Annotated in this window: 12 protein-coding genes and 1 pseudogene; 9 read left to right on the top strand and 4 right to left on the bottom strand. The window is 59.6% G+C overall.

All coding sequences use genetic code 11. From position 1 onward, the window contains the following. The first annotated feature begins 15 nt into the window (after nucleotides 1-15). Entirely contained in the window at nucleotides 16-825 is an 810-nt protein-coding gene (locus tag WCG50_RS00170; RefSeq protein ID WP_336897527.1) for a ferritin-like domain-containing protein, read from the top strand. Here WCG50_RS00170 and ald read toward each other — a convergent pair. Further along, a complete protein-coding gene (gene ald / locus WCG50_RS00165; protein WP_336897526.1) occupies nucleotides 789-1904 on the bottom strand; it encodes an alanine dehydrogenase in 1116 nt (371 codons plus the stop codon). The genes WCG50_RS00170 and ald overlap by 37 nt on opposite strands. A 108-nt stretch (nucleotides 1905-2012) precedes the next feature. Beyond that, nucleotides 2013-4949 carry a PAS domain S-box protein gene (locus WCG50_RS00160; RefSeq protein WP_336897525.1) on the bottom strand — a complete coding sequence of 979 codons (2937 nt, stop codon included), beginning with the start codon at nucleotides 4947-4949 and terminating at the stop codon, nucleotides 2013-2015. A gap of 422 nt (nucleotides 4950-5371) precedes the next feature. Here WCG50_RS00160 and WCG50_RS00155 point away from each other — a divergent pair, with 422 nt between their 5' ends. From WCG50_RS00155 to WCG50_RS00145, 3 genes are all read left to right on the top strand, one after another. After that, the gene (locus WCG50_RS00155; RefSeq protein WP_336897524.1) at nucleotides 5372-6682 is read left to right on the top strand and encodes an ethylbenzene dehydrogenase-related protein; all 1311 of its coding nucleotides are present in this window, start codon (nucleotides 5372-5374) and stop codon (nucleotides 6680-6682) included. A gap of 152 nt (nucleotides 6683-6834) precedes the next feature. Beyond that, complete coding sequence (locus tag WCG50_RS00150; RefSeq protein WP_336897523.1) at nucleotides 6835-7059, top strand: DUF6364 family protein; 225 nt, start codon at nucleotides 6835-6837, stop codon at nucleotides 7057-7059. Next, the gene (locus WCG50_RS00145) at nucleotides 7037-7477 is read left to right on the top strand and encodes a PIN domain-containing protein (protein WP_336897522.1); all 441 of its coding nucleotides are present in this window, start codon (nucleotides 7037-7039) and stop codon (nucleotides 7475-7477) included. Before WCG50_RS00150 ends, WCG50_RS00145 begins: the two co-directional genes overlap by 23 nt. Before the next feature lie 191 nt (nucleotides 7478-7668). Here WCG50_RS00145 and WCG50_RS00140 read toward each other — a convergent pair whose 3' ends face one another. Beyond that, nucleotides 7669-9174 carry a CoA-acylating methylmalonate-semialdehyde dehydrogenase gene (locus WCG50_RS00140; RefSeq protein WP_336897521.1) on the bottom strand — a complete coding sequence of 502 codons (1506 nt, stop codon included), beginning with the start codon at nucleotides 9172-9174 and terminating at the stop codon, nucleotides 7669-7671. Nucleotides 9175-9266: 92 nt separating this feature from the next. After that, nucleotides 9267-10616, bottom strand: coding sequence for an aspartate aminotransferase family protein (locus WCG50_RS00135; protein ID WP_336897520.1), 1350 nt, complete (start codon nucleotides 10614-10616; stop codon nucleotides 9267-9269). Nucleotides 10617-10706: 90 nt separating this feature from the next. Between WCG50_RS00135 and WCG50_RS00130 the strand changes: the two genes are divergently transcribed. From WCG50_RS00130 to WCG50_RS00110, 5 genes and pseudogenes are all read left to right on the top strand, one after another. After that, nucleotides 10707-11639 carry a LysR family transcriptional regulator gene (locus WCG50_RS00130; protein ID WP_336897519.1) on the top strand — a complete coding sequence of 311 codons (933 nt, stop codon included), beginning with the start codon at nucleotides 10707-10709 and terminating at the stop codon, nucleotides 11637-11639. 147 nt (nucleotides 11640-11786) lie between these two features. Continuing rightward, complete coding sequence (gene hemN / locus WCG50_RS00125; RefSeq protein WP_336897518.1) at nucleotides 11787-13175, top strand: oxygen-independent coproporphyrinogen III oxidase; 1389 nt, start codon at nucleotides 11787-11789, stop codon at nucleotides 13173-13175. Between the two features lie 94 nt (nucleotides 13176-13269). Next, nucleotides 13270-14415, top strand: coding sequence for an ABC transporter substrate-binding protein (locus tag WCG50_RS00120; RefSeq protein WP_336897569.1), 1146 nt, complete (start codon nucleotides 13270-13272; stop codon nucleotides 14413-14415). 100 nt (nucleotides 14416-14515) lie between these two features. Further along, nucleotides 14516-15493, top strand: a pseudogene (locus WCG50_RS00115) (branched-chain amino acid ABC transporter permease); the annotation flags it as partial. A gap of 114 nt (nucleotides 15494-15607) precedes the next feature. Continuing rightward, nucleotides 15608-17365, top strand: a complete 1758-nt coding sequence (locus WCG50_RS00110; RefSeq protein WP_336897568.1) for a branched-chain amino acid ABC transporter ATP-binding protein/permease — start codon at nucleotides 15608-15610, stop codon at nucleotides 17363-17365. The last annotated feature ends 2 nt before the right edge of the window (nucleotides 17366-17367 follow it).

The following is a 17367-nucleotide window of genomic DNA, read 5'->3' as shown; positions in this document are numbered from 1 at the left end:
CCGCTACACCCCACCATGCAAACCCTGCGCACTGCCGTCCTCGGCCCGCTGCTCATGCAAGACGCGGTGGCCAAAGCACAAGCCACACTCGCCTTGAGCCTTGACCTGCCCATCGACGCGGACGCTCTTCTAGCGCCGCCGCCGGGCATACCGGGTCGCCCGGCCAAGCCGACGCTGGTGCACGCGAAGGCGATCCGAAAAATATCGCTGCTCACGCTCGAAGGCCGTGCGGCGCTGCTGCACGCGTTGGCGCACATCGAGTTCAACGCCATCGATTTGGCGCTCGACATTGTTTGGCGCTTTGCCGGTATGCCGGACCCCTTTTACCGCGACTGGCTGCGCATCGCCCAAGAGGAGGCGCTGCACTTCACCCTGCTGCGCGACCACATGGTGAGCCTCGGGTTTGACTATGGCGACTTCGACGCGCACAACACCTTGTGGGACATGGCCGAGAAGACCCAGGGCGATGTGCTGGCGCGTGTGGCGTTGGTGCCGCGCACGCTGGAGGCGCGTGGTCTGGATGCCTCACCGGCGGTCAGAAACAAGCTGATCAGCGTGGGCGACCACAAGGCAGGCGCCATTCTGACCACCATCCTGAACGATGAAATTGGCCATGTGGCCGCTGGCAACCATTGGTACCGCTGGCTGTGTACCCAGCGGCAACTGGACCCGATCACCACCTATACCGATCTGGTCAAGCAATACGACGCACCCAAGTTGCTGCCGCCCTTTAATCTGGAAGCCCGCCGTCTGGCGGGTTTTGACGAGGAAGAACTCCGTCAGCTGGCTCAACCCAGCAAGCTGTCCGCCGTCACATACGGGTAGCCCAGCGCCAGCGCGACGGCTTCGTAGGTGACTTGTCCGTTGGCCACATTCAAGCCGTTCTTCAGGTGCGGGTTATCGCGCAGGGCCTGTTTCCAGCCCTTGTCAGCCAGTGCCACGGCGTGGCCGATGGTGGCGTTGTTGAGCGCAAAAGTCGAGGTTCGCGCCACGGCGCCGGGCATGTTGGCCACGCAGTAATGCACCACGCCGTCCACCATGAACGTGGGTTCAGCGTGCGTGGTGGCGTGCGAGGTCTCGAAGCAACCGCCTTGGTCAATCGCCACGTCCACCACCACAGCGCCTTTTTTCATGCGGGAGATCATGCTGCGAGTCACCAGCTTGGGTGCGGCGGCACCGGGGATCAGCACCCCGCCAATCACCAGTTCGGCATCCAGCACGGCGTCTTCGACGCTCTGCGCGGTGGAGTACACGGTGCTGATGCGGTTGCCAAACACCAGGTCAAGCTGGCGCAGGCGGTCCACGCTCTTGTCGAGCACCGTCACGCGGGCACCCAGACCCACCGCCATTTGCAGCGCGTGCGTGCCAACCACACCGGCCCCCAAAATCACCACATGCGCAGCAGGCACACCGGGCACGCCGCCCAGCAAAACGCCCATACCGCCCTTGGATTTTTCAAGGTGCGCGGCACCCGCTTGCACCGCCATGCGGCCCGCCACTTCGCTCATCGGGGCCAGCAGTGGCAAGCCGCCACCGGGGCCGGTGATGGTTTCGTAGGCAATGCAAACCGCGCCGGATTTAACCAGCGCCGCAGCTTGTTCCGGGTCGGGTGCGAGGTGCAGGTAGGTGTACAAAATCTGGCCCGGGCGCAGCATGGCGCACTCTTGCGGTTGAGGCTCCTTGACCTTGACGATCATGTCAGCCTGCGCGAACACGTCGCTGGCCAGCGCCACCAGTTTCGCGCCGGCGGCGGCATAGAGATCGTCGGTCATGCCGATGCCTTCACCGGCACCGTTTTGCACCAGTACCTCGTGGCCATGCAGCGTGAGTTCACGCACGCTGGCGGGGGTCAGGCCGACGCGGTATTCGTGGTTCTTGATTTCTTTGGGTAGTCCGATGCGCATGATGAAGTCTCCGGTTTTGTAGTAAGAGGCGAAGTGTGTTTCAAGTCGCCGTGCGTGGCTACCAACATCAGACTAATCGAAGAGTCATTCTTGTGGCTAATAACAAAGTCAGGCAGCGGTCGCGGCCCCAATCGCTGTCAGTAAGGCATCGATCTGCATCGGCTTGAAAAGCACGGTGATGCCCTGCTCGCTCATGCGGCGGATCACGTCCGGATCGGTGTCACCCGTGATGAGCAAGGCAGGCAGCGCCTCACCGAAGTTGACTCGGGCTTGCGCGATGACGCCGAAACCGGTCAGGCCGTCGCCAAGCCGGAAATCCGAGATGACGATATCGGGCGCGAGGGAGCCCAGCAAGTTCATCAGCGACTGACTGTTGGTGGCGGCCACCACCGTATGGCCCGCGCTTTCAAGGGCGAGTTGCAAGGCCCGTAAAACATCTGGATGGTCTTCCACCAGCGCGATGCGCACAGGCTTGAAGAGTGGCTGTGCTGATGGGGCGATGGTGGGCGTGCTCACGACGGCCAGCGGCAAGGCCACGGCAAACATGGAACCCCGACCCGGGCGAGAGCGGAGTCGAATTTCCAGCCCCAGCAGCGCGGCGGCCTTGGCCGCGATGGCCAGCCCCAGACCGCTGCCCCGGTTGCGGGCGTCGTCCCCGAGTTGGCGGAATTCTTCAAAAATGAGACCGGTCTGATCGGCGGCAATGCCGATGCCGGTGTCCCACACCTCTACCCACCACCGACCCTGATGGCGTCGGCACGCGATCAAAACGCCACCCTGGTGGGTGAACCGAATTGCGTTCGAAATGAGGTTGCCCAGGATGCGGCTCAACAACTGTTGGTCGCAGCGCACTGTCAGTCCGGCGTGACGCCAGCGCAAATGCAGTTCTTTTTCTTGCGCCGCCACCTGGTGCACGGTAAAGAGCGCGCCCAGCAAGTCGTCGATGGCGAATTCCGACAACTTGGGGGTGACCACGCCAGCGTCAAACTTGCTGACGTCGAGTAAGTCGGTGAGCAACTCCGAGAGGCTGTTGCTGCAATCTTCAATTCGCGCCACCAAGTCGGAGTTCGCGGGGGCGGCCTGGCGTTTGAGGATGCCCACGTACAGCGACATGGCGGCCAGTGGCTGGCGCAGGTCGTGGCTGGCCGCGGCCAGAAAGCGCGACTTGGCATGGTTGGCCGCCTCGGCATCGGCCTTGGCAGACAACAGTCTGGCTTTCAATCGCTTCCGATCGGAGATGTCGATGCAAGCCCAGATCGAGCCCTCGACACCCTGAGCAAGCAAACCACCGCTGAGTTCAAACCAGACCAGCGACCTGTCTTTGCGCAGGTACTCTATTTCAGTGCGGTAGATTTCGCCCCGTTGCAAGACCGGGTAGGCGACTTGGGAAAGCGCGTCAAAGGCCTGATCGCTGGGGTACAGGATGCGGGTGGATTGGCCCACCAACTCGCCGGGGACATAGCCCATCATTTCTTCAAAAGCCGCATTGCACCAGGTGAATTTGCGGTCTTTGATTTTGACGATGCCGATGATGCGGCTGTTCAGAATAGCCTGCTGTTCATGCATGAGATGGACAATGCGCTGATCAGCCAATTGGCGTTGTGTGATGTCGTGAATGATCGACACCAGAACAGTTTTGGGGCCTGAGGTAATGGACGTGCTATGCACCTCGACCGCCCTGGATTCGCCATTGGCAAGGCGGTGGCTGAAGATGAAGTAGTTGCGCTTGCCGCTAGTGGCAGCCGCCATCTGAACTTTAATCTCACTCGGCCCCAGGGTGTTGATGTCCTTGATGTTCATGGCACATAACTGGGCCTTGTTCCAGCCATAAAAAACGCTCGCTGAGTCGTTGGCATCCAGAATCTGACCAGTGACGGGTTCGACCTGGAGAATGACCGCGTTGTTGTGGTCGATCAGATTGCGAAAACGCTGCTCACTCATCTGCAGGGCGGTTTCCCTCAGATTCGCAATGGCCAGCTGTCGGTTAAAGCCCAGAATCAGCTCGCCAATTTCGTCATGGGTCTGAATCGGCAAGGGCTGCAAGGGCTGGTCGGTGTGCGACAGCAGGGCGATGGTTTTGGCAGCCTGCTGCATTGGCGCCAGTTGGCGCTTGAGCACCCACCAGGTCAGCACCCCCGACAGCAAGGTGGCGAGTAGCGTGACGAACAGCATGTGCGTTTGCATCTTTTGAACAGGGGCAAAGGCTTCTTGGGTCGGCATCGAGACAATCACGCGCCAACCGTTCAAGTGAATATTTGTGCCGGAATTCAAGACTTCCCGGCCTTGGCTGTTGGTAAAAATGGCGGTGCCTTCGTGCCCGTCCAGCAGGCGGTCCAAGAACGGCATGAGGCCTGGAGCAGGGGTTTTCTCCATGATGCGGCTCTTATCGGTGGCGGTAATAATGAGTCGATGCTGTGAATCAATCAGAAGTAAACCACCGGATTCGCCATATTTGCCTTCTGCGAAGCTGTCTAAAAAATTCACCTTGGACAGATCAGTGGCCCCCGCAATGGCCCCGATCACCTTGCCCTGCGCATCACGAATGGGCACGGTCATGGCAAAGCTTGCCGCCTTGACCCGCTTGCCAACCACCGGTTTGCCGATCGTTGCTTTGCCGTCTCTGAGCGCAGCCATGATGTGGTCTTTGTCCATGTAGTTGAGCCCAACCCGACCCATCACAGGAAACTCGGCAACGGCGAGACCGTCTAGCCGGGTGATGAAGATACCCGCGTTGAAATACAGCTGAGTGAGTGGACGATTTGCAACATTTTTTTGCAAAGACGCTGGCTGATCGAGCAAGTGAGCGTCAATTTCGCTGGCCAAAATTTCCAGCGCTTTCATTCGGAGGTTCAACGCGTCATTCACGTCCTTGGCAATGAATGACGCTAACGAAAACTGCTGTGCGCCTGACACGCGTTGCATGTCGTCACGCAAGATGTTGCTGGCATAGAACGAAAGCGACCAGAGGCTGAGCAGGAAAATGCCAAGGGTTAGCGCAAGCACCCTGGTTTTGAGCGAGCGCCATGGAAAGAAATTCGGGATCATGGAATTCTTTGTGGTTAAAGACCTGGCGCTGCGGGTCGCACCAGTGTCTTGTAGATGACTCGCCCAGCGAGACCGTTGGCCCGGGGCGAAATGGTTAACCTCGGCCTGGGGTGGCGGCCATTTTGCACTTTGTCCAGAGGTGTATGGGTTTTTATTGCAGCGCGTCAAACCATGAAGCAGGGGCAGGAATACAGGTCAAACAAGCCTCTAGCCCCCGTGCTACCTGCGCAAGCAGCTATTAAATATATAGCAAATTTATATTCCGGTTGAATTCAGGCTTGCGAGGTAGGGTCCCGCGCTCGGGTCGGAGACTGTTCGCAGTATTGACGATGGTCAAGTTAACTCAATCCAGCAGCTTCACACTGCTTCACCTGATGAATGGCTTTACTGCCATTGAGCCTGTTTTTTAACTGGAGATCCTGATGAAAAAGACTGTAATTGCCCTGAGTCTCGGACTCGCCGTGGTGAGCCTGGGCACCGCCCACGCCGCCGACCCGGCCAAGATCGACTGGGGCAAAATAAAAGTGACCCCGGTTCAGTTGTTCTACCCCGGGCAATCGACCTACGAGTGGCTACGCAGCGATGCGCACAAGGGCGCCAGCAAAGAGGTGATTCGCGGTGATTCCTGCGTGTCATGCCACGACGAAAAAGACGCCGAAAAAGACCTGGGCAACAAACTCGTCAAGGCCAACCGCCTGGAGCCCGTGCCCGTCAAAGGCAAAGTGGGCTATGTCGACCTGAGCGTGCAAGCCGCCTACGACGCCAAAAATGCCTACCTTCGTTTCCAGTGGAAAACCCAAAACCCGTACCCCGGCACCGAGCACCAGTACCTGCGTTTTGACGGCAAGGAGTGGAAGGTCTGGGGCTTCCCCAAGCTGGACAAAGTGGTGCAGGACGGCACGCAACCCGGCATTTACGAAGACCGCATGTCGATCATGATTGACGATGGCAAGGTGGCCGGTTTCGCCAAGCAGGGTTGCTGGCAGAGTTGTCACGACGGCCAGCGCGACATGCCCAAGCAGTTCACCAAAGAAGAGGTGGCCGCCAACCCGCTGCTGCAGGCCATCAAAAAGAGCGATGTCCGCAAGTACCTGCCCGACACCCGCACCGATCCGTCTGACTGGAAGACCGGCAAGTCTGTGGAAGAAATAGCCAAGCTCAAGGCCGATGGCAAGTTTGTCGACCTGATCCAGTGGCGCGCCCACCGCAGCAACGCGGTCGGCATGGCCGATGACGGCTATGTGCTGGAGTGGCGCCTGGGCGATGCCGGTACCGATGTGTTCGGTGGCAACGCCGATGCCAAAACCCATGCGCCCAAGTTCATGTGGGATGAAAAGAAGATGGGCTTCAAGTCGATCACCGCCGACAGCCAAGCCCGCAAAGGCGAGCTCTACCTGGTGCGCGAAAGCAATGCTGTGCCGTTTGACCCGAACGCTGGCTGGAAAGAGGGCGACATGGTGCCCGACTACATCATGAGCCGTGAGGACGCCAAGGGCTCGGCTGCCGACAACAACGCCATCGCTTCATGGCGTGACGGCATGTGGACGGTGGTGATGGTGCGTCCGCTGGGGCTGACCAACGCAGACGACAAGACGCTCAAAGCGGGTGGTGTTTACAACGTCGGCTTTGCCGTGCACGACGACAACATCACCACCCGGGGCCACCACGTGTCGTTCGTGAAGACCCTCGGGCTGGGGGCCAAGGCGGACATCCAGGCTGTGAAGCTGCCCTGAGGGGGAAACGAACTGGGCTGCATGCGGACGATTGAGTGAACGGGCCAATTTAAGCGCGTATGAAATTAAATGAAGTCAACGAGGTTTCTTGTGCGGGAGTAAACTTATCGTGCGTACACATAATACGTGCTAAAAATTTACAGGAGCGTTTCATGAACATCACACTTTCGGTTGACGAGCAAGTTGCGGCCCGCGCGCGTGAGGCTGCGCAAAAGCTGGGCAAGAGTCTTAATCAGGTGGTGCGTGACTACCTGGAGCAATTGGCCGGCAGTGCCCGGCGCGGCCAGCAGTGGGAGCAGTTTGAGCAGCGCTGCCTGCAGTCGCAAGCACGGTTGGAGGGTTGGCGTTTTGACCGTGACGAAGCCAACGAGCGTTGATCTGATGGCCACCAGAAGCTTTATTGATACCAATGTCCTGATTTATGCAGAGGCTGGCGATGCACCTGCCAAGCAGCATGCTGCACTGGCGCTTCTAAAACAGCTGTACGAGGGTATGGATGGTGTTTTGTCAACACAAGTGCTTCAGGAGTATTGCAATGTTGCGCTTAAAAAGTTGAAGCTGCCGCCCCAACACATTCGTGCCCAGCTTGACTTGTATGAACAGTTTGAAGTGGTCCAGGTCACCCCCGCTGTCATTCGTGCCGGGCTGGACTTGCATCAAACACGCAGTGTCGCTTTTTACGATGCACTCATCATGGCCAGCGCCCAGCTTGCGGGGTGCAGCGTTTTGCTCAGCGAAGACATGAATGTTGGTGAAACCATGGCGGGTGTGCGTATCGTTAATCCGTTTGCCTGAAGCTGGCATGGATTAATTTGAGCCTGGCCCTTTAATTCGCTGCACCCTCCACCCCGGTGTCATCGTCTGTGAGCGATGTTGGCCGACTCAGGACGGCGTGGTATTCAGCGCAGTGAGGTCAAGGCGGAGGCCAAAGGCCGGGGGACACGAACGGCGCTGAGTGCCGCGCCGTCCTGAGTCCCGCACACCCTCTACCGCGCACTAGGAAAGCTGAACGTCGCGCCTTCGCGCACGCCAGCCGACGGCCAGCGTTGGGTGATGGTTTTGCGCTTGGTGTAGAAGCGCACGGCGTCCGGGCCGTAGGCGCACAGGTCGCCAAACAGCGAGCGCTTCCAGCCGCCAAACGAGTGGTAGGCCACCGGCACTGGCAGCGGCACATTGACGCCGACCATGCCGACCAGAATGTTGTCGGTGAAGTAGCGGGCGGCTTCGCCATCTCGGGTGAAGATGCAGGTGCCGTTGCCGTACTCGTGGGCGTCGATCAGGTCCATGGCTTCTTGCATGGTGTTCACGCGCATCACGCCCAGCACCGGGCCAAAAATCTCTTCCTGGTAAATCGTCATGCCGGGCTTGACGTGGTCAAACAGGCAAGGGCCTAAGAAGTAACCTTCGGCATGGCCGGGCACCTTGATATTGCGGCCATCGACGACCAGCGTGGCGCCCTCGGCCACGCCCTGATTCACATAACCCAGCACTTTCTCAAAATGCATTTTGGTGACCAGCGGTCCCATGTCGTTGGCGGCATCTGTGCCGGGGCCGACTTTCATTTTGGCGATCTCGACCTTCAGGCCCGCCACCACGGCGTCGGCGGTGGCGTCTCCCACGGCAACCACCAGCGGAATCGCCATGCAGCGCTCGCCGCACGAACCATAGGCCGCGCCCATCAAGGCGCTGACCGCATTGGCCACATCCGCATCAGGCATCACCACAGCGTGGTTTTTGGCCCCGCCCAAGGCTTGCACGCGTTTGCCGTTGGCACAACCGGTGGCGTAAATGTATTCAGCAATCGGCGTCGAGCCGACGAAGCTGATGGCCGTCACGCGCTTGTCAGCCAGCAGGGTGTCGACCGCTTCTTTGTCGCCGTTGACCACGTTCAGCACGCCCGGTGGCAAGCCCGCTTGCAGCGCCAGTTGCGCCACCAGCATCGCGCTGCTAGGGTCGCGCTCGGACGGTTTGAGCACAAAGGTGTTGCCGCAGGCAATCGCCATCGGCCACATCCACAGCGGCACCATGACGGGGAAGTTGAACGGCGTGATGCCGGCGGTGACGCCCAGCGCCTGAAACTCGCTCCACGAGTCGACACCGGTACCGACGTTTTTGCTGTGCTCGCCTTTGAGCAACTCGGGCGCGTAACTGGCGTACTCGACGTTTTCAATGCCGCGCTGCAGTTCGCCCATGGCGTCACTCAGCACCTTGCCGTGCTCGGCGGTGACCAAAGCGCAAATCTGGTCGGCATTTTCTTCCAGCAAAACCTTGAGCTTGCTCATGACCCGCGCCCGCTTCAGCGGCGGCGTGGCACGCCAGGCCGGGTAGGCGGCGTGGGCCGACGCAATCGCTTGCTCGACCGTGAGTTTGTCGGCCAGTTGCAGTGTGGCAATGACCTGGCCCGTGGCCGGGTTGTAAACCGGCTGGGTGCGCGTGCCGCCGGAAGTGGTTTGACCATCAATCAGGTGCTGGATCAGTGTGGGCGTGTTCATTCGGTAACCTTCAGGATATTGTTACTATTAAATAAGTAGCTGCTTGCGCAGATGATGCGGGGGCTACAGCTCTATTTGTTATAAAAGTGGAGTCAGGCGGTTTGGTTGATGGTCTCGCCCAGCGCGTTGATCAGGCTGTCGATCTGCGCTGGCGTGGTGATGAATGGTGGGGCCAACTGGATGGTGTCACCGCCGTAGCGCACATAAAACCCCTTGTCGAGCATGGCCATGGCGATCTCAAAGGGGCGTCGCGCGGGCTCGCCCGGCACCGCGTCGATCGTGAAACCGGCGGCCAGACCATAGTTGCGAATGTCGGTGATGTGTTTGACGCCTTTGAGGTTGTGCACCGCATTCTCGAAATACGGCGCCACCGCCTTGACCTGCTCGATCATGTTTTCTTTTTCCAGCAAGTCCAGTGTGGCCAGTCCGACCGCACAGGTCACCGGGTGAGCCGAGTAGGTGTAGCCGTGGATGAATTCCAGCATGTAATCCGGCCCACCCTGCGCCATGAAAGTGTCGTAGATGTCTTTTTTGGCCAGCACCGCGCCCAGCGGCTGCGAGCCGTTGGTGATCTGCTTGGCCACGTTCATGATGTCGGGCGTGACGCCAAACGATTCGGCCCCGGTCCAGGCACCGCAGCGGCCAAAGCCGGTAATGACTTCGTCAAAAATCAGCAAAATATTGTTGGCGGTGCAAATCTCGCGCAGGCGTTGCAGGTAGCCTTTGGGCGGAATAACCACGCCCGCCGAACCAGAGAACGGCTCGACGATGACCGCCGCAATATTGCTGGCGTCGTGCAGCGTGATCAGGCGCAACAGGTCGTCGGCCAACTCCATGCCTTTGTCAGGCATGCCGCGTGAAAAGGCGTTGCTGGGCAACTGGGTGTGCGGCAGGTGGTCGGCGGCAATACCCTGACCAAACATCTTGCGGTTGGCGCCAATGCCGCCGACCGAAATGCCGCCAAAGTTGACGCCGTGGTAGCCCTTTTCGCGCCCGATCATGATGGTTTTGCTGGCCTGGCCCTTGATGCGCCAGTAAGCCCGGGCCATTTTGAGCGAGGTGTCGGCCGACTCGGAGCCGGAGCCGGTGAAGAACACGTAATCCAGCCCGGCGGGGGTGAGTTCTTTGAGCTTGTTGGCCAATTCGAACGAGAGCGCGTGGCCGTACTGAAACGCCGGTGAGTAGTCCAGCGTCGCCATCTGCTTGGTGACCGCTGCGGTGATTTCTTCGCGCCCGTGGCCCAGGCCGCTGCACCACAAGCCCGAGAGACCATCAAAAATCTGCTTGCCGTGCTGGTCGGTGTAGTAGCAGCCTTTGGCGCTCACCATCATGCGCGGATGCGCCTTGAAATTGCGGTTGCCGGTGTAAGGCATCCAGTGCGCATCGAGCCAGGCGGCATCGGTGCGGGGCTGCGTCAGGTGTTGGGTGTCGTTCATTTTCATGGTGTCTCCAATTCAGGAAATAAGTCGACGATTCTGATGGGCTCTGTTACTCTTATAAATGACTATGTATCACTATTCAGTTAGCAATCTATGAAACTAAAAAGCCGTTCCTCGCTGGGGCAGTTGAGCGACATGGACATTCGCCTGTTGCGGGTGTTCAAAAGCGTGGTCGATTGCGGCGGCATGGCGGCGGCCGAGTTGGAGCTCAACATTGGCACGTCCACCGTGAGCCGCCATATCAAAGACCTGGAAACGCGGTTGGGGCTCACTTTGTGTCGTCGGGGTCGGGCTGGGTTTTCGCTGACCACCGAGGGTGAGCAAATTTATTCGGAGACCCTGCGCCTGCTGGCCGGCACCGACGCCTTTCGCGCCAGCGTGGACGAGATTCACCGGCGCATGGGCGGGCAGCTCAACATCGCGGTGTTTGACAAGACCGCCAGCAACCCGCAAGCGCATCTGGGGCAGGCGATTGCCTTGTTTTCAGAGCTGGCCCCTGAAGTCAACCTTCACCTGTACGTGGCGCCGCTGAACGCGATTGAGCGCGGTGTGATCGACGGGCAGTTTCAGGTCGGCGTGATTCCGGGCCACCGCAGTTCGGACTCTTTGGTCTATGAGGAGTTGTTCACCGAGACCATGTTTTTGTACTGCGGCGCGCAACACGCCTTGTTCAAGAACGAACCCACTGAGATGGGGTGGGACGAGATGCGCAGCTACCCTTTTGCCGGCTTGGGCTACCACTCGCCGAACATGGAAATCACGCAGCAGGTGCGCCTCACGCGCCAAGCCACGGGCTATGACCAGGAATCCATCGCAACGCTGATTCTGTCGGGCAAATTTCTGGGATTCCTGCCGGACCACTACGCCGAAGGTTTTGTGCGCAGTGGCCAGATGCGCGCCGTCAAGCCTGAGTTGTTTCGCTACAGTTGCAGTTTTTTCAGCATCCTGCGCCGGTCACCGCAGCCATCGCGGGTGACCCGGGCGTTTCAGGATTGTTTGCTGAAGGCGCATGGGCAAGGCGCTTAAGTTAATACTGATTAAATAGTGCTCTAGCCCCCGTTGAATATGCGTGAGCAGCTATATAAATAATAGCGTTCGAAAGTCGGATAATACAGAGCTTAAGCGGCGCACTCCCTTGGGGTTGAGTCCAGAAACACACTGACAGGTCTTTAAATGAACACTTTGCCCGATATTGAATTCTCTGAAGCACTGATCCGCCGCTTTGACAAACTCGGCCCCCGTTACACCTCGTACCCAACGGCAGACCGTTTTAACGCTGAATTTACTGAGGCCACTTACTTCACGTACCTGGAGCAGCGCGCCACGCCGGGACGCGACAACCCGCCCCTGTCGATTTACATCCATGTGCCGTTTTGCGAGTCGCTCTGCTACTTTTGTGGCTGCAACAAAATTGTCACCAAGGACCACAGCCGCACCACCGAGTACCTGAGTTATCTGGCCAAAGAAATGGCGCTGGTGGCGGCTCACCTCGGCCCCGACCGGCGCGCGTCCCAGTTGCATTTTGGCGGCGGCACCCCGACCTTTTTGACGCCCGATGAACTGCGCGAATTGATGACCATGTTGCGCAGCCATTTCGAGTTTCTGCCAGACGCAGAAATGAGCATTGAGATCGACCCCCGCACCGTCAACGACGACACCATGGCGATGCTGGCGGAGTTGGGCTTTAACCGCACCAGCTTTGGCGTGCAGGATTTCGATGTGGCCGTGCAGCAAGCGGTGAACCGCGTGCAGCCCTACGAGATGGTCGAAAAAGCGGTCACTGCAAGTCGCAAATCGGGCTTCGAGTCGATCAATGCCGACCTGATTTATGGCCTGCCCAAACAGTCGCAAGCCAGCTTTAACCGCACGCTGGATTTGGTGATTGAACTCGCCCCCGAGCGCATTGCGCTCTACAACTACGCCCACTTGCCGAGCCGCTTCAAAGCGCAACGTCTGATTGTGGAAGCCGATTTGCCATCGGCTGAAGAGCGTTTGCAGATCTTTTTGATGTCGGTGCGCCGCTTGCTGGACGCCGGTTACATCTACATTGGCCTCGACCATTTCTCCAAGCCGGATGACGAGCTGAACAAGGCCCGTCTGGATAAAACCCTGCACCGCAACTTCCAGGGTTACACCACCCGCGCCGATTGCGACCTGATTGGTTTTGGCGTGTCTGCCATCGGCAAGGTGGGGCATTCCTACAGCCAGTCAGTGCGCACAGTGAAGGCCTATTACGAACACCTCGATGCCAATCAGCTGCCGGTTGAAAAAGGTTTTTCATTGACCGACGACGACGTGCTTCGCCGCCAAGTCATCATGGAACTGATGTGCAGCGGGCCGGTCACGTTTGCCGCCATCAACGCCGCGCACCACATCGACTTCGTCAGCTACTTTGCCGACGAGTTGTTGCAGCTCAAGCAGTACGAAGAGGCCGAGTTGATTGTGGTCGATGCGAACAGCATCTCCGTCACGGCCAAGGGACGCATGTTTGTGCGCGCCGTGGGCATGGTGTTCGACAAGCATCTGGCGCAATCGACCGCCAAGTTCTCCAAGCTGATTTAAGGCGCATCACTCGACGAGGCACCAGCCACCCAACGACTTGTTTCGCGGTGGCTGCGTGCTAGACTTTCTTGGCTTTGTTCCACTTTTTCCGGATATAAAAATGCTCAAAAAACTGTCTCTGGCCCTCCTCGCTACATTCGCTAGCGCCGCTTACGCCGACATCAATGTCGGCGTTTCTGTTTCAGCCACCGGCCCGGCTGCTTCGCTCGGCATCCCGGAAAAAAACACGATCGCCTTGCTGCCCACCAGCATCGGCGGCCAAAAGGTGAACTACATCATCCTTGACGATGCCACCGACCCAACGGCCGCCACCAAGAACATCAAGAAACTGATCAGCGAAAACAAGGTTGATGTCGTCATCGGTTCGAGCACGACGCCGAACTCGCTGGCCATGATGGACGTCGCGGTCGACAACGAAACACCGATGATTTCCATGGCGGGCTCGGCCATCGTCGTCGAGCCGATGGACGCCAAGCGGCACTGGATCTTCAAGTCGGCCCAGAATGATGCCCACATGGCAACCGCCATCGTTGGGCACATGACGGACAAGAAGCTGCAAACGGTCGCCTTCATCGGCTTCGCCGATGCGTACGGCGAAGGTTGGTACAAGGAATTCGCCAAGATTGCCGAAGCCCGCAAGCTCAAGCTCGTCGGCAGTGAACGCTACCAGCGCAACGACACCTCAGTGACTGGTCAGATTCTCAAGATCATGGCTGCCAAGCCCGATGCCGTGCTGGTCGCAGGTGCTGGCACACCGGCCGCGTTGCCACAAAAGGCGCTCCGGGAAAAGGGCTACAAGGGCTTGATTTACCAAACCCACGGCGTGGCCAACAATGACTTCCTGCGCGTTGGTGGCAAGGATGTCGAGGGCGCCTTCCTGCCGCTCGGCCCCATGGTCATCGCCAATCAGTTGCCCAATGACAATCCGGTCAAGAAATCAGCGCTGGAGTACGTGACCAAATATGAAGCCGCCTATGGCAAGGGCAGCGTCAGCTCCTTCGGTGGCCACGCCTGGGATGCCGGTGTGCTGCTCGGCAACGCCCTTCCATTGGCCCTGAAAAAAGCCAAGCCCGGTACGGTTGAATTCCGCCGCGCCCTGCGCGACGCCCTGGAGGGCTCGACGAACCTGCCGGGCGCTCACGGCATCTTCAACATGACGCCCAACGACCATCAGGGTTTCGACCAGCGCGCCCGCGTCATGGCCACCATCGAGAACAACACCTGGAAACTGGTCAAGTAATCTAGCCGTCTCTTGCGCTGGCGTCACACCGACGCCAGCCGCACTCCCTAGTCCGGCGGCGTGTTTTAGCCGACGCCCGGGCCGCAGCCATTGGTAAGCCATGGACTTTCAAATTCTTCTTCTGCTCGGCCAGGACGGCATCACCAACGGGGCAATCTACGCCTTGCTGGCGCTGGCTCTGGTGCTGGTTTTTGCGGTCACCCGCGTCATCTTCATTCCGCAGGGCGAGTTCGTCGCCTATGGTGCGCTGACACTGGCCAGCCTGCAGGCGGGCAAGGTGCCGGGCACCCTCTGGCTGCTGGTCGGTCTGGGCACGACCATTGCCTTGCTCGATGGCATCAAATTACTGCGCGAAAAACGATTTTCCAAATTGCCGCCGCTGGTTATTTTCAACATCGGCCTGCCGCTGCTCGCTGCCGCCGGGCTGTTTGCCGTGCCGCCAGCTAATTTGCCGCTTTGGCTGCAGGTGGTGATCTCCCTGCTGCTCGTCGTGCCGCTCGGGCCCATGATCTACCGCGTCGCCTTTCAGCCGCTGGCCAGTGCGCCGGTGCTGGTTTTGCTGATCGTGGCGGTCGCCGTGCATTTGGCACTGATCGGCCTGGGCCTGCTCTTTTTCGGCGCCGAAGGCTGGCGCACGCCAACCTTTACCGACCTCAGCTTCGAGCTGGGCGGTGCGCCGCTGCAAGGCCAGACCATCCTCGTGGTCGTGGCCTCGGCGCTACTTATCATCGGCCTGTATTTCTTCTTTGAGCGCACCATCTACGGCAAAGCGCTGCGCGCCACCGCGATGAACCGCACCGGTGCCCGGCTGATGGGCATTCCGCCGGTGCTGGCCGGCAAGCTGTGCTTCACGCTGGCTGCGGCCATTGGGGCGTTTTCCGGCATCCTGATCGCGCCGATCACCACCATTTACTATGATTCCGGCTTTCTGATCGGCCTGAAAGGTTTCGTGGGCGCCATCATCGGTGGTCTGGTTTCTTACCCACTGGCTGCGCTGGGTGCCATTTTGGTCGGCCTGCTCGAATCGTATTCGTCCTTTTACGCCAGTTCCTTCAAGGAAGTGATTGTCTTCTCGCTGATCATCCCGGTGCTGCTCTGGCGTTCGCTCACCACGCGCCATGTCGAGGACGATGACGAGCACACCGACGAGGTCAACCCCGACTCAGTGTCCACGCGCGCCAACCGGCGCTGGTTGCGCTACGCGCCCTTCGTCGCTTTCGTCGCGCTGCTGCTGGTGGCGCCGCGTCTGCTGCCCGAGTTCTCGATCACGCTGCTCAACTACATCGGCCTCTACGCCATCGTTGCCATCGGTCTCGTCCTGCTGACCGGTGTTGCCGGCCTGACCTCGTTCGGCCAAGCCGCCTTCGTGGGCCTGGGCGCCTACACCACCGCTTATCTAACGACCACATATGGCATGTCGCCGTGGCTGACGCTGTTGATCGGCCTCGCCATCACCGCCGCAGTCGCCCTCTTTCTGGGCTTCATCACGCTACGCATGGGCGGGCACTACCTGCCGCTGGGCACCATTGCCTGGGGCATCAGCCTGTATTTTCTGTTTGGCAATGTCGAGTTTCTGGGCGGTCACACCGGCATCACCAGCATTCCGGCGGTGTCACTGTTTGGCTGGGAGCTGAAGTCCGGCGATCAGTTTTATTACCTGATCTGGTTTGTCGTGTTGCTCGCCATCGTCGCCATTCGCAACCTGCTCGACTCGCGCGAGGGCCGGGCGATTCGCGCGCTGCGCGGCGGTGTCGTGATGGCCGAGGCGATGGGCGTCAATACCCAGCGCACCAAGATCGTCATCTTCCTGATTGCTGCACTGCTGGCCAGTGCCTCAGGCTGGCTGTATGCGCACCTGCAACGCTTCGTCAATCCGACCCCGTTCGCCTTGACGCAGGGCATTGAATACCTGTTCATGGTCGTTGTGGGGGGCATGGGCCACGTCTGGGGCGCCGTGCTGGGCGCCGGGCTGATCACCGTCCTGAAACAGTGGCTGCAGGACTGGTTGCCGCAAATTCTTGGCCAGAGTGGCAATTTCGAAATCATTGTCTTTGGTATCGCCATGGTGATCGTGCTGCAAAAAGCCCGTGCTGGCCTGTGGCCGGCCATCGTCAAATTGCTGCCCGGTGGCGCCCGCCAACGCACCGTCCCCAAGGCTGAAATGCTGCCAAAACGCACGGTGAGTGCAGCCGGCCAGGTGTTGCTGGAAGCCAGCGAGGTCACCAAGCGGTTCGGCGGCCTGGTCGCCAACAACAACATGGACCTGAGCGTGCGCGCGGGCGAAGTGATGGCGCTGATCGGCCCCAACGGCGCCGGCAAGAGCACGATGTTCAACTGCATTTCAGCGGTCGACCCGGCCAGCGAAGGAAAAATCGCCTTCCTGGGCGAGTCGACCGTGGCCATGGGTTCACGCGATATCGCCAAGCGCGGCATGAGTCGCACCTTCCAGCATGTGCGTCTGCTCGGGCAAATGTCCGTGATCGAAAACGTGGCCATCGGCGCCCATCTGCGCGGCAGCAAAGGCGTGATCGCCGCCGCGCTGCGCCTGGACCGCGTTGAGGACCATCGCCTGCTCGCCGAAGCGGCCCACCAGATCGAGCGGGTCGGCCTGGCCGCGCACATGTTCGACCCGGCCGGTAGCTTGGCGCTGGGCCAGCAGCGCATCGTCGAAATTGCCCGTGCCTTGGCGTCAGACCCTTGCTTGCTGCTGCTTGATGAGCCTGCTGCGGGCCTGCGCTACCAGGAAAAACAGGCGCTCGCCGTGCTGCTGCGCAAGCTGCGCGCCGAAGGCATGGGCATCCTGCTGGTCGAGCACGACATGGATTTCGTCATGGGTCTGGCCGATCGCGTGGTGGTCATGGAATTTGGCGAGAAGATTGCCGAGGGCAAGCCGGAGGAAGTCCAGCGTGACCCGAAGGTGCTCGAAGCCTATCTCGGAGGCGTTGAATGAGC

It is taken from the genome of Rhodoferax sp. (assembly GCF_037143375.1).
In the GTDB taxonomy this organism is placed as follows: domain Bacteria; phylum Pseudomonadota; class Gammaproteobacteria; order Burkholderiales; family Burkholderiaceae_C; genus Rhodoferax.
The sequence above is the reverse complement of the archived record's forward strand: the minus strand, read 5'-3'. Positions and strand labels throughout refer to the sequence as shown.